Raw genomic sequence first — 14,072 nt, forward strand, 5'->3', positions numbered from 1 at the left:
TAATATGGGAGAGTAGCTCGTTTTGCTTTCCGAGGGTACTATCTCGTGCTATCTACACTGCGTACCGACTTTCATATCATTTTTGAACGTGATCCAGCTGCCCGTAACTGGCTGGAAGTGTTGTTTTGTTACCCCGGTTTGCAAGCCTTGCTATTCCATCGGCTGGCTCACTGGTTACATATTATTGGTATTCCTTTTATCCCTCGCTTGATGTCTCATATAGCTCGGTTTTTGACGGGAATTGAAATCCATCCAGGCGCAGCTATTGGACAAGGCGTATTTATTGACCACGGTATGGGCGTAGTCATTGGGGAAACAGCGATCGTGGGAGACTATGCCTTAATTTATCAAGGTGTCACCCTTGGGGGTACAGGTAAAGAAATTGGTAAGCGCCATCCGACGGTGGGCGAAAATGTCGTAGTCGGTGCTGGTGCAAAGGTACTAGGCAATATCCAAATAGGTAATAATGTCCGTATTGGTGCTGGGTCGGTTGTTCTGAGGGATGTTCCTTCTAATTGCACAGTTGTAGGCGTACCTGGCCGCATCATCTATCGTTCTGGTGTCCGGGTTGCTCCCCTAGAACACAATAACTTACCAGATTCAGAAGCCGAAGTGATTCGTGCTTTAGTAGACCGGATTGAATCGCTAGAAGAACAAATACAAACTCTTCAGCGCAATCTTTCTGCGGACAAAACTCCTGTTTTCGCAGGTAATCTAAATGCCCAAGAAGATGAACCAGCACATGACGCTTCCTGGTGTAACCTCAGAGATAAAGCCATTCAGCAGTTTCTAGATGGTGCTGGCATTTAATAAGTAATTGGACAAAAATAAATTCATTCGTGGAGACAGGGAACAGGGAACAGGGAATAGGCTTGAAAGCCTCTTGATGTCCCTAAGCTAAATAGCAACTGCTATAAAAGTTAAAAGTCGAGAATCATTAGTTATTTCTTCTGTTTCCCCAATCCCCATTACCCCTTATCCCCAGTCCCCTCAAGGATTGATTTCTTGACTAGACCACCCTTGCTGGTCGTCGCGGCTGTACAACCAGCGATTTTGTGGTTGACCGCGTAATTCTAAATGATCTACCTGTACAGGGTCGAGGAGTAGTAAGCAAAAATTTGGCAGTGGCTGAGATGGATTTGGTGGTGGTGGCTCAAAGGCTGCTTGTTCCTGTTCGGTTCTAGGTTTACCAGGGTGCGGCCAAGCAAATTGTAATCGCGCTGCATCACTCAAATCTTGCCAAGTAGTGATGCGTACTTGCTCTAACTCTATTTGAGAATCATCCTCACTTAGCAAGCTCAAGCAGCCATTAATTCTGAACTGCTCTCGTGTATTGGGAAAATACCAGCAAACTTCTGCCCAAGGATGCTGTTTGATCTGGTGGGCTTTTTCACTACGAATATCAGTAATAAACTTTAGCTGGTTGGTATCTTCCAAAAAGCCACGAAAGACCACAGTACGATTAGCAGGGCGACCATTTGCCTGTACCGTTGCCAGTTGTAGATAACGAGCATAAACAAGACTGCGATTTTGATGCAAGGCACGGGCGATCGCACTTCGCCAAGGAGCAAGAGACATGATGCAACAAAAAGCAAACAATATTATACATTATGGATTGAAGTTACACTTTGTACTGTTGTAAAGCAAGCGCAAGTTGTGTCATTTGACAATCTTTCATCCTAAATCTACTTGGTCTATAGTCGTAATCTGTCAGCAAGCAACAAGACTAGATTTATGGTTCGAGAGCTTGAAAGAAAACGTCAGAGTGCAAAGTTTCCAGACACTGCCCCCGCAGCTAATCCTGTATTTTTTAGAACTTACAGCCGCCGCAGTCCGGCAGGTTTGAGGGAAACATGGGATGAGGTATGCGATCGCACCCTCCAAGGCTTAATTGAACTGGGGAAACTCACCCGTGAAGAAGCCGCAATTCTAGACAAGATGCAACGCAACATGAAATCGTTGCCCAGTGGACGTTGGTTATGGGTTGGTGGTACAGATTGGATAGCCAAGCCCAAAAACTACTCTGGGGCTTACAATTGCACTTCTACCAACCTACAAGACTGGAAAGCCTTTGGGTTGATGATGGATTTGGCAATGATGGGCTGTGGTACTGGAGCCATCATAGAACCAAGATATATTAACCAGCTGCCCCCGATCCGTAATCGCTTAAATGTAACAGTGCAGGGCGAAATTGGTAATACTCCTAAAGAACAGCGTTGTGAGTATACGGAAACCTCTATACAGGGTAATCAAGTCAATATTCACGTTGGAGATAGCCGCGAAGGTTGGGTGAAATCTTATCAAACCCTGTTAGAACTCTCTACAGACGAGCAGTTTTCTGGAGAAGTTCAAGTATTTGTTGATATTAGTGATGTCCGCCAAGCCGGAGAAACTCTTAACGGTTTTGGAGGAGTTGCTAATCCGGTTAAATTGCCTGGATTGTACGAGCGTTGTGCATCTATCCTCAATAAAGCTTTAGGACGGCAATTAAATTCCGTTGAATGCTGCCTATTAATCGATCAAGCTGCTGTAACAATTGTTGCAGGTAATATCAGAAGAAGCGCGGGGATGCGTCAATTTAGATCTGACGATCAACTAGGCGCTACTGCCAAAGACAATTTATGGCAACAAGATGCAGAAGGTAACTGGCGAATTGATCCAGAACGTGATGCTTTACGGATGGCAAACCATACGAGAGTTTTTCATCGCAAGCCGACATTAGAAGAATCTATTGATGCTGTTCGCAAACAATATTACAGCGGTGAAGGCGCAATTCAATGGGCTGGTGAAGCAGTAGCTAGAGCTAACATTGATTTGCTACCAACACCGGCATTGAAAGTTGATTTTCTAAAGGCTTACGAACAAGGAACAGCAAAAGATTGGTTGCAAGAACGCTATCCTAATTTAAAAGCTGATGAGCTAGAACATCGTTTAGCTAGGTTTGGCCTCAACCCGTGTGGTAAGTAATTTTGCCTCACGTTAAACACCGGGGAAATTCGGTGAACCCTGCGATTGGGAATACCGAGGTAATCAAAGGAATTAAATTACCTTTGACACTGTACAGACTAGAGAGTGAAACTTTTTACAATTCCAATTAAATTAATTTAGAAGTGTAAGAAGAATATAATCTGGGTTTTACCCCCGTTCTTGAGAACGGCTCCACGAGTCTCCGGCTACTAATATTAGTTTGAAACTTTAGTAGAAAATATAGTCGGATCTACGAGGAATTAGGAACTCGTAGAACTAGAGGATAAAAAGCCTCTAGGGTAACAAAAATGGAAATTATTGGTAGCAACTTCCACTGTAATTTGTCAGAAGTTCACCTCAATCAACTTGACCCACATAACTATAAAGAACAAGAAGAAGCTTTCACGGCTGGGGCGCTTTCTGTAGCAGCACTTTTAAATCATAAATTTTTAGAACCTCGCTACCAATACAGCCGAGAATTAGATCCAATTGTTGGCGTTTCTTTCACAGGCTTATTTGATTTCTTTGTTCACGCTTTTGGCGTTGATTGGTTGCGCTGGTGGGAAGCAGGAAGACCCGCTACCGAACAAGGATTGGCATTTAAGCGCCAAGAAGAGAAATACCTGAGTTTCTGGAAGGATATTGTACATCGGGTTGTTTGGGATTACTGCGATCGCCATAATCTTAAACGTCCTAACCGCTGTACTACAGTTCAACCTAGTGGTACTAAGGCATTATTAACTGGTGCGAGTTCTGGATGGCATCCTCCCAAATCCCAAAGATTTATTCGTCGAATTACCTTCCGCAAAAATGACCCAGTAGCCTTAGCTTGTATTGATTATGGCTACAATGTCATTCCTTCTCAATCTGATAAAGATGAACACGGTAATTTGTTAAATGATCCCTTCGATCCACGAGTTAACGAATGGCTAGTTGAAATCCCTGTTGCCGTACCTTGGGCTGATTTGCCAGGGGCTGATCAAATTGATGTTTCTAAGTTTTCTGTATTAGCTCAATTCGATTTTGTCCTCCAAGTTCAGCGCCATTACGTAACCCATAACACCTCAGCTACTTTAGAGCTACGTTCTGATGAAGTTGAGCCTTTAGGCCACCAAATTTACGAAGCCATCCAAAATGATGATGGATATATTTCAGCGGCTCTTTTAGCTCGTTTTGACGATTTGCAATCATTCCCACGTTTGCCCTTTGAACCTATCGACAAACTCACCTATGAGCGTTTGACTAAAGAGGTGATAGCACGTCGTAAAACAGATGATTTTTGTGCAGTCCTCAGTCGCTACGATTTAGGTGAACTATCAGAGGCTGGCCCATCTGGGTGCGATTCTGATAAATGTATGTTTCCTGAACAACAACCAACCTCATAAGGCAAAATGGCTATCTACTTGAGATAGGCACAATTTATCTATTTATTACAATAAAAAGCAGTGGTTTGACGTGTAATTTAACCACTGCTTTTTATATTAATTAAAAGTTAGAAGAAGCAGGAGCCAATACTTAGATTACTAACGAATTTTATATGATAAAAATTCTCTATATCACAATATTGTATAGGCAATTTTAGCTTAATAACGCCTATAGTGTGACTATAAAATTTAATTATTGGCAACGTTTTTTGTTATGAATATATTAGCGGTGATTAGCCTTGATGATACAGCATTCTTGAAGAGGTCGCTTCTGCAAAATCATAACCTCAAAAATTTATTTGTATTTTTTGTTACTATCAACCCGATCTGACTTTCCACGTTACGATTAATTAATAAGTAATAATTTGCTATGGCAGTGCCAGGAGAATCTTAATGTTCATTGATGAATTGTCCCCAATATTCAAAGAATTAACTCAACACCCAGTTTCATTTCTTGGTGGGTTCTTCTCCGGTGTGTTTCGACTCAACCTTGCGGACGATCCCGTTAGAAGCTGGCTGGATCAGCAGACCAGATCGACCAGTTACACCACCATTACAACTGAGGTAAATAATGGTAAATCTACTGGCCCCCAGTCGATCACAATTGAATAATTGTCAGCCAATTTAGATTTTTAGTAAATTAAAGGTCTGCTAATTATCGGCAGGCCTTTAACTGCTTTTGTCAACAATACCAGACAATCATCCGCAGTCTAATGGTGTGAGCATACCGCGATCGCAGATATTAAAGCGCTTGCATGAACTAATATAAGTAGAAATCCCTGCTCTATTTTTATAACTTAAACAAAAAGAATATCAAGAATTTATACTTAAACAAAAATGTAAACTATAAAACAAAAAACTTATAAATATCTAATCTATAAGAGTTACTAATTTTATGATATGGGAGTTTGTCAAATATCATACTTTGAAAAAGATCACGATCAGTTATCATATGAGCGTATGAGTAAGTTCGGCCACATGGCATATTTAGTTGTGGGCAATAGCAAAATTATCTTTGTTGAGCTACAACATTCGCCATCTATGAATCAGAGAAAACTATGCTTTTGTGCAATTTGTTTAAATCTGTGACATAGCTGAACTAATCGCTGTTTGTTGCAACTTACGTAATCCCCATGACTATTTACGTTGGAAATCTCTCCTACCGCGCTACCGAAGCGGATCTAAGAGCAGTATTTACAGATTATGGCGAAGTCAAAAGAGTAGTCTTGCCTACTGATCGCGAAACAGGTAGGCTACGGGGCTTTGCATTTGTTGATATGACTGAAGATGCCCAAGAAGACGCCGCGATCGCAGAATTAGATGGTGCAGAGTGGATGGGACGTCAACTCAGAGTTAATAAAGCCAAACCGCGGGAGGATAACACACGACCAGGTAGCTGGGGTAGAAAACAAGAAATTTAATAACTCAGAGAATCAAGTATAACAAATTGTTTTCTAGTTACGCAAGATATATAAGTACGTCAAATTTACTAGAAACAATTCACAATCAAATAAATTAACAGCATTATATCCGACCAGTTGTGAACAGCAGATAAAATTCACAACTAGTCGGTTTTTCCCGCTGCTAATGCTCTATAGCACTAATGTGCTTAACTAATTTTGGGGTTTGTGGTAATAACCAATCTAGTTAGAGAAAGTTGGAATAGTGCGTAACAACTAGATTTAGTTTGCTAGAAAGGTTTGATAGTTTGTTCTACTATAGCTTTCCACTTTAGTAATTCCCCTAAGTATGAAAGCCACAAGATATTCATTTCTTTAGTTTATCTAAAATCACATCTAACTTATCAAATTACCTTTCTAAGATAGAGGCAGCGCCAATAAATTGACATAATCGACGTCAACCGAACTAACAAACAGTCCCTAGGGAGAACAAAACCATGGCTCAAGCGCCAGAATCTTTAGATTTGTCTCTTGACTACGCTACAGATAAAGCTTTAGATCGTGATTGTACAACCTTATCGCGCCATGTTTTACAGCAACTTCAGAGTTTTTCACCAGATGCTCAGGATTTGAGCGCGCTGATGAATCGGATCGGTCTGGCCGGCAAATTAATTGCTCGTCGCCTCAGTCGTGCTGGCTTAATGGAAGGTGTGCTGGGATTTACTGGCGAAGTCAATGTGCAGGGAGAATCCGTCAAAAAGATGGATGTTTATGCCAATGATGTCTTTATCTCGGTTTTTAAGCAAAGCGGCTTAGTTTGTCGCCTCGCTTCCGAGGAAATGGACGACCCTTATTACATACCTGAAAACTGCCCTATTGGTCGCTATACCTTGCTTTATGATCCCATTGATGGCTCATCTAATACCGATACCAATCTCAGTTTAGGTTCGATTTTTGCTATTCGACAGCAGGAAGGAGATGATAGCGATGGTAAAGCAGTTGACCTGCTCACCAATGGACGTAAACAACTTGCCACTGGATACATACTTTATGGCCCCAGCACGATGCTGGTCTATACTATAGGTAAGGGCGTTCACTCATTTACCCTTGATCCCAGCTTAGGTGAGTTTATTCTCACAGAAGAAAACATCCAAATTCCTAACCACGGTTCCGTTTATAGCGTTAACGAGGGGAATTTTTGGCAGTGGGAAGAATCAATTCGGGAATATATCCGCTACGTCCATCGCACAGAAGGGTATACCGCTCGTTACAGTGGGGCAATGGTTAGCGACATCCATAGAATTTTAGTTCAAGGCGGTGTGTTTCTCTACCCAGGTACAGTTCAAAAACCAGAAGGGAAATTGCGGCTGCTTTATGAATCTGCTCCTCTAGCCTTTTTGATTGAGCAAGCAGGGGGTCGCGCCACCACAGGGCTTGTAAATATCTTGGATGTAGTGCCAAAAAAACTGCATCAACGCACGCCTCTAATTATTGGTAGCAAAGAGGATGTAGCAAAGGTGGAGTCTTTTATTCAAAACGGTCACTAGCTGAAGTAACAAAAGTAACAAAGATAGTGCTAGGATAAGCCACTAATTAAAAGATAATTATGGCAATTGGCGATTGGGGATGCAGAATAGCGCTTTTGGAATGTGATGTAAAGATTACCTCAGCTGACCGATGCGATAAGTGATTGGCAACGCCACAATTCAAAAGTCACCATCAACATTTGATGGGTTTTGCCAACTTCACTTAAAAACATCCTGAACAGGAGTGAAACAAACTAAAGCTATGGCTACCAATCATTTATTAGAAATAAAACAATACGGTCAAAGTATCTGGATGGATAATTTGACCCGTGACATTATCCAATCAGGCGAACTCAAAAATTTGGTTGAAAATCAAGGGATTTGTGGGATTACCTCCAACCCAGCCATTTTTGAAAAAGCGATCGCTAACAATGCGATCTATGATGCCGATATAGAAGCCGGAGTTCGTGCTGGCTTACCAACATCCAAAATTTACGAATCGCTAGTTTTTGCAGATATCCGCAATGCTTGTGATATTTTGCGCCCTGTATATGAAGCCTCGAATAGGCTAGATGGTTATGTGAGTATCGAAGTACCACCAACCATTGCCCATGATACTCAAGCAACAATCAACGAAGCCCACCGCTATTTCCAAGAAATTGGGCGGGAAAACTTGATGATTAAAATTCCTGGTACAGAGGCTGGTTTACCAGCAGTTGAACAGGTAATAGCTGAAGGCATGAATGTCAACATCACCCTGTTGTTTTCTGTAAACAGCTACATCAACACAGCTTGGGCTTATATTCGGGGCTTAGAAAAACGGTCGGCAGAAGGTAAAGACATCAGCACAATTGCTTCAGTAGCTAGCTTCTTCCTCAGCCGGATTGATAGCAACATTGATGCCAAAATCGATGCTAAGTTGAAGAAAGGCGTTGATGATATTACCCAAGAAGCAAAATTGAAAGCTATCAAAGGTAAAATTGCGATCGCCAATGCCAAGATTGCTTACCAAGAATATAAAAACATTATTCAAAGCGATCGCTGGCAAGCCTTAGCCGCAAAAGGAGCTAAAGTACAGCGCTTACTTTGGGCAAGTACCAGCACCAAAGACCCCAGCTACAGCGACGTGATGTATGTCGATGAGTTGGTTGGCCCAGACACTGTAAACACCCTACCTCCTGCCACAATCACCGCTTGCGCTGATCATTGTGATGTAGCCAATCGTGTGGAAACAAACGTACAAGAAGCTTACAACCTGATAGAAAGCCTGAAAGATCCTGACATCAACATCAATATCGATACCGTGATGGACGAACTACTAGTTGAAGGTATTGACAAGTTTGTCCAGCCCTTCCAGTCCTTAATGAACTCTTTAGAAGACAAAGTAAAGCTATTGTCACCTGTATAGGGGCTGGGAACTGGGGTCTGGGGATTAGGGGCTGGGAAAAGCAGGGGGAGCAGGGAGCAGGGAGCAGGGGAGAAAAACTTCCTTAATACCCAATCCCCAATCTCCAATCCCCAATCTCTAATCCCCAATACCCAATCCCCAACCCCTCATCTTCAATCCAAATTCCCAAATCTAAGATCCCAAATTGTTATGGTCAGTCTGCTAGAAAATCCTCTGCGCGTTGGTCTGCAACAGCAAGGGATGCCCGAACCCCAGATTATAGTCATCTTTGGTGCCTCTGGTGACCTTACCTGGCGCAAACTAGTGCCAGCACTTTATAAATTGCGGCGGGAACGGCGTATTCCACCAGAAACCACCATTGTCGGCGTGGCACGTCGAGAGTGGAGCCACGACTACTTCCGTGAACAGATGCAGAAGGGCATGGAAGAGGCTCATGCCAATGTCGATTTGGGGGAACTCTGGCAAGACTTCTCTCAAGGTCTGTTCTACTGCCCTGGAGACATAGACAACCCCGATAGCTACCAAAAACTGAAAAGCTTATTGACTGAATTAGACGAAAAACGGGGTACGCGGGGGAACCGAATGTTCTACCTCTCCGTTGCCCCAACATTCTTTCCTGAAGCAATCAGGCAGCTAGGAAGCGCGGGGATGCTAGAAGATCCCTACAAACATCGTTTGGTCATTGAGAAACCCTTTGGTCGGGACTTGGCTTCTGCCCAAAGTCTTAACCAAGTTGTGCAGAGATATTGTAAAGAAAACCAAGTATATCGCATTGACCATTACTTGGGTAAAGAAACAGTTCAAAATTTGCTCGTGTTTCGCTTTGCCAATGCAATTTTTGAACCGTTGTGGAATCGTCAGTTTGTTGACCACGTGCAAATTACCGTGGCAGAAACTGTGGGAGTAGAAGACCGGGCAGGTTACTATGAAAGCGCCGGCGCACTGCGGGATATGTTGCAAAATCACTTGATGCAACTTTACTGCTTGACGGCAATGGAAGCTCCCAACTCAATGGACGCCGACAGCATTCGCACAGAAAAAGTGAAGGCACTCCAAGCAACCCGTTTAGCTGATGTGCATAATCTGTCACGTTCAGCAGTGCGAGGTCAGTATACTGCTGGCTGGATGAAGGGTCAACCAGTGCCAGGGTATCGGGAAGAACCTGGCGTTAAGCCTAACTCCTCAACACCCACCTATGTAGCGATGAAGTTTTTGGTGGACAACTGGCGCTGGAAAGGTGTTCCCTTCTACTTGCGTACTGGCAAACGGATGCCGAAAAAAGTGAGCGAAATTTCTATACACTTCCGTGAAGTGCCTTCTCGGATGTTTCAATCCGCCGCGCAACAAACAAACGCCAATATTTTGGCAATGCGGATTCAGCCGAATGAAGGAATTTCCTTGCGTTTTGATGTCAAAATGCCTGGGGCAGAATTCCGCACCCGTTCCGTTGATATGGACTTTAGTTATGGTTCTTTTGGGATCGAAGCAACCTCCGATGCCTATGACCGCCTGTTTCTCGACTGTATGATGGGCGATCAGACATTGTTCACACGGGCGGACGAAGTGGAAGCAGCTTGGCAGGTAGTAACGCCAGCCCTTTCTGTTTGGGATGCACCTACAGACCCAAATACCATTCCCCAGTACGAAGCAGGTACTTGGGAACCAGCAGAAGCAGAATTCTTGATTAATCAAGATGGCCGTCGCTGGCGCAGACTGTAAGAAGGTTGAAGGATAAAGGATGAAGGATAAAATTTTTCAGCTTTTATCCTTTCATAAATTTAGATTTCATACTTCATACTTCACACTTCATACTTCAATGACTATGACTTCCCAAGCTCCTACGATTTTTTCGCTTCAAGCACCAAAGGATATTTCGCTTACAGAAATAGAAGCGGAACTTAATCAAATTTGGCAAAGCTACGGCATAACCGGCGAAGATGGTGCGCTTCCCGCTGCTACTAGGGCTACAACATTTACTTTAGTGGTTTACGAACCCGAAGAAACCCAGTATTTGTTAGCCGCTTTGGGATTTTACAATGGCCCGATTGATGGAATTTTAGGGCCACAAATGGCAACAGCACTGCGGGAAGCGCAAAAAAAATATGGTCTGGCAGAGACTGGAACCCCAACATCAGAAACCCTAGCCAGATTGCGGGAAGAATTTGCCAAAGGTCAGGGGAATGGATCTGTAAAGGAAAATGCTGCTAGTGGTGTTTCTCATAGCTTAAATGCTACCAGCCCCACGATCGCTGATGAAATCGCCCTCCGCAACCCCTGTCGCATCATTGCCCTGTTGCCAATTGCCGGGGAAGACGAAGGAGTCAAGGCTCAAGTTTCTGCTTATTGCCCCATCCAAAAGCAATCTTCTAGTACACTTATTTGCTGCGAATACATAACTCTTACTGGAACTGCTGCTGCCTTGGAACGTGTAGGCGGCATGATTCCAGCATTGTTAATTGGCGGCTTGCCGAAGTTTCTTTGGTGGAAGGCAACACCAGATCCCCAAAATCCTTTATTCAAACGACTGGCAGCAGTCTGCAATAACGTAATTGTAGATTCTTGCAACTTTAACGAGCCAGAAAGTGATCTACTTAGTCTGCAAGAGTTGGTAGAAAGTAGTATACCCCTAGCTGACTTGAACTGGCGTCGCCTGTCAGCATGGCAAGAATTGACAGCTGAAGCCTACGACCCACCCCTGCGTCGTGCGGCCCTAAAAGAAATTGACCGTGTGACGATTGATTACGAAAAAGGCAACCCTACCCAAGCGTTGTTGTTTCTAGGTTGGTTAGCAAGTCGGTTGGAATGGCTGCCGGTTTCCTATCAAAAAGAAAGCGGTGATTATGAGATCACTCGAATTCATTTCCTAGCCCAAGACCAACGGCAAGTGGAAGCTGAGTTAGCAGGAATCCCGGTTGCAGATGTGGGTGAGATTGATGGTGACTTGATTGCGCTGCGTCTGAGTTCGACTAATCCCAAGGCAGATTGTGGTACAGTCATCTGCTCGGAAACTGGCGGTTGTATGCGAATGGAAACACACGGTGGTGCCCAAGCCGCAGGTTTGTTTCAACAGGTAAGTTCACTTTCAGAACAAAAGGCAGAAGCGTTGCTGAGTCAGCAGGTACAACGCTGGGGCCGCGAGTCGCTTTTTGAAGAAAGTCTCAGCGTTATAGCAAAGGTTCTCAAATTGAATAATAACTAATGGGTTATGGCGTATCGGGCATGGGATAATTACCATGCTCAATACCTAATTACCAATTATCAACAGGCTATGGCCTTAGTGATTGCAGGAGAACGTAGTGGGGTGGGCAAGACAACAGTTACGCTCACCCTTTTAGCATCGTTATGCCGTCGTGGTATGGCGGTGCAATCTTTTAAAGTTGGCCCGGACTATATTGATCCGATGTTTCATCAGCACGTTACTGGTCGTGCTTGTCGGAATTTAGATCCAGTACTGACTTCTGAAGTTTATATTCAGCAATGTTTTGCTCGTCATACCCAAGAGAGTGAATATGCTCTAGTGGAAGGGGTGATGGGGTTGTTTGATGGGGTGAAGGGGATTGGGGACTGGGGATTGGGGACTGGGAAAGAATATTCTCAATGCTCAACGGACTTTGCTAGTACGGCGCATATTTCACGGCTGTTAGATTTGCCTGTGGTGTTGGTGATTGATTGCAGTCGTTTGTCTGGCTCTGTGGCAGCGATCGCTCATGGTTATTGCTCTTTTGATCCTAGAATTAAAATCGCTGGGGTGGTACTTAACCGCGTCGGCAGCGATCGCCATCTCTCTTTACTTAAAGATTCTCTAGAACCACTAAATTTACCTGTTCTCGGCGTGCTGCGACGACAGGATAATATTACAATTCCCGATCGCCATCTTGGTTTAGTCCCAACAGCCGAACTTCCCCAACTAAATGCTGTGATTGATCGCCTCGCTGATTTAGGTGATGCTTGCTTCAATTGGGAACAACTACTACCACTATTAAAATCAGCACCTCACCCCTTCCTTCCTCCTCCCCCTCAACCCGCCTCCTCGATTAAAATTGCAGTCGCCCGCGATCGCGCTTTTAATTTCTACTACCAAGATAATCTTGACTTGCTGCAACAGTTGGGTGCAGAACTCGTTTTCTGGAGTCCATTAGAAGATGCTGTACCTTATGGTGTGCAGGGAATGTATTTTGGCGGTGGTTTTCCTGAAGTTTTTGCCCAGCAACTTGCAGACAATATCAGCATCCGTCATGCAGTCAAGACGGCAATTATGGCAGGAATGCCTACAATTGCCGAATGTGGGGGATTGATGTATTTGTGTGAGCAAATTGTCGATTTTGAAGGTAAATCTTGGCCGATGGTGGGAGTATTACCCACATCTGCCCAGATGGGAGGACGCTTAACTTTAGGGTATCGTCGGGCAGTAGCTTTGCAAAATAGTTTGTTAGTAGATACAGGTAAAAACGTTTACGGGCATGAGTTTCATCGTTCCCATTTAGCAGCAAGTCCTAATCAGCCCTTGTTTGAAACTTATCGTTACGATTGTGAGGAAAACATGGGATATGAGGGATGGGCTATACCTGGAAATATTCACGCCTCTTATATTCATTTGCATTGGGGAGCAAGTATAGAGATTCCGCAACGATTTGTTAAGGAATGTTTTGAGTTTAAATTACATTCATAATTATTCGTTAATTCTATTTAAGTAAAAATTTTTACTAGTTATTTTATTGTTTTAACTATTTATACTGCTATTTCAATAAAGAAAAACTCAAATATTGATTATTGACGATTAGATGTAGTTGCATTCATATTGTCATTCAATCTGCGGATCAGACGAGATAGCTCACGAATTATGTTTACTGCAATTTCGGGAGTTTCTTCAATGGCATCATAAAGTTGTTCTTGTGTCAGTTCCAAACAATCGCAAGGTTCCAAAGTCGTTGCGGAGGCAGAACGGGGTTGTGTATCAAAAACTGCCATTTCACCAAAGTATTTTCCTTTGTCTACCTCTGCTAGTTGTTTATCTCCAATGTGAACTTTAACTCGACCTGATACAACAATATAAAGCGATCGCCCCTCTTCTCCTTGTCTAAAGATGGTGTAATTTGATGGAAATGTCAGCTCGCTCATCACTGAAGCCAGCCTCACGATAAAATCATCCCGTAATTCTTTAAAAATGGGGACTCGCCGGACAAATAATAAACGGTCAACGCTGGTTAGCATGATTGCGAGTTAAAATTTACACGATAAATCACGATAAATATATAGTTGAGTAAGTGTGGGGAAGTCAACACTAACATTAGTAATAGATGGATCAGCAGGATTAAACAATGTTTAATCCTAGTCGCTAACAATATCC

The 14,072-nt window shown here is 43.3% G+C and carries 10 protein-coding genes and 2 pseudogenes; 10 read left to right on the plus strand and 2 right to left on the minus strand.

Annotated elements, in window-relative coordinates:
- Positions 1-45 precede the first annotated feature (45 nt).
- The gene (gene cysE, locus AC5JL8_RS27185) at positions 46-810 is read left to right on the plus strand and encodes a serine O-acetyltransferase (protein WP_495882799.1); all 765 of its coding nucleotides are present in this window, start codon (positions 46-48) and stop codon (positions 808-810) included.
- 180 nt (positions 811-990) lie between these two features.
- Here cysE and AC5JL8_RS27190 read toward each other — a convergent pair whose 3' ends face one another.
- Entirely contained in the window at positions 991-1,578 is a 588-nt protein-coding gene (locus AC5JL8_RS27190) for an Npun_F5749 family FMN-dependent PPOX-type flavoprotein (RefSeq protein WP_495882800.1), read from the minus strand.
- A 129-nt stretch (positions 1,579-1,707) separates the two neighbouring features.
- Between AC5JL8_RS27190 and nrdJ (AC5JL8_RS27195) the strand changes: the two are divergent.
- The 9 genes and pseudogenes from nrdJ (AC5JL8_RS27195) to AC5JL8_RS27235 all read left to right on the plus strand — a co-directional run.
- A pseudogene (gene nrdJ / locus AC5JL8_RS27195) lies at positions 1,708-2,964 on the plus strand (ribonucleoside-triphosphate reductase, adenosylcobalamin-dependent); the annotation flags it as partial.
- Positions 2,965-3,278: 314 nt separating this feature from the next.
- Positions 3,279-4,352 (plus strand): annotated as a pseudogene (gene nrdJ, locus AC5JL8_RS27200) (ribonucleoside-triphosphate reductase, adenosylcobalamin-dependent); the annotation flags it as partial.
- A 432-nt stretch (positions 4,353-4,784) separates the two neighbouring features.
- Positions 4,785-5,003, plus strand: coding sequence for a ssl0294 family protein (locus AC5JL8_RS27205; RefSeq protein WP_495882801.1), 219 nt, complete (start codon positions 4,785-4,787; stop codon positions 5,001-5,003).
- Positions 5,004-5,524: 521 nt separating this feature from the next.
- Positions 5,525-5,812: an RNA-binding regulator gene (gene rbp / locus AC5JL8_RS27210; RefSeq protein WP_495882802.1), complete on the plus strand. Its 288-nt coding sequence runs from the start codon at positions 5,525-5,527 to the stop codon at positions 5,810-5,812.
- 476 nt (positions 5,813-6,288) lie between these two features.
- Complete coding sequence (gene fbp / locus AC5JL8_RS27215) at positions 6,289-7,338, plus strand: class 1 fructose-bisphosphatase (RefSeq protein WP_495882803.1); 1,050 nt, start codon at positions 6,289-6,291, stop codon at positions 7,336-7,338.
- 241 nt (positions 7,339-7,579) lie between these two features.
- Complete coding sequence (gene tal / locus AC5JL8_RS27220; RefSeq protein WP_495882804.1) at positions 7,580-8,725, plus strand: transaldolase; 1,146 nt, start codon at positions 7,580-7,582, stop codon at positions 8,723-8,725.
- Between the two features lie 189 nt (positions 8,726-8,914).
- On the plus strand, positions 8,915-10,444 hold the full coding sequence (gene zwf / locus AC5JL8_RS27225; RefSeq protein ID WP_495882805.1) for a glucose-6-phosphate dehydrogenase: 1,530 nt from the start codon (positions 8,915-8,917) through the stop codon (positions 10,442-10,444).
- 103 nt (positions 10,445-10,547) lie between these two features.
- Positions 10,548-11,924: a glucose-6-phosphate dehydrogenase assembly protein OpcA gene (opcA, locus tag AC5JL8_RS27230; RefSeq protein ID WP_495882814.1), complete on the plus strand. Its 1,377-nt coding sequence runs from the start codon at positions 10,548-10,550 to the stop codon at positions 11,922-11,924.
- Positions 11,925-11,993: 69 nt separating this feature from the next.
- Positions 11,994-13,394 (plus strand): cobyrinic acid a,c-diamide synthase CobB, encoded by a 1,401-nt coding sequence (locus AC5JL8_RS27235; protein WP_495882815.1) that lies wholly within the window; start codon positions 11,994-11,996, stop codon positions 13,392-13,394.
- Between the two features lie 98 nt (positions 13,395-13,492).
- On the opposite strand, the gene AC5JL8_RS27240 is transcribed toward AC5JL8_RS27235, so the two are convergent.
- On the minus strand, positions 13,493-13,936 hold the full coding sequence (locus AC5JL8_RS27240; protein ID WP_495882806.1) for a Crp/Fnr family transcriptional regulator: 444 nt from the start codon (positions 13,934-13,936) through the stop codon (positions 13,493-13,495).
- Positions 13,937-14,072: the final 136 nt, after the last annotated feature.

Source organism: Mojavia sp., assembly GCF_059505145.1.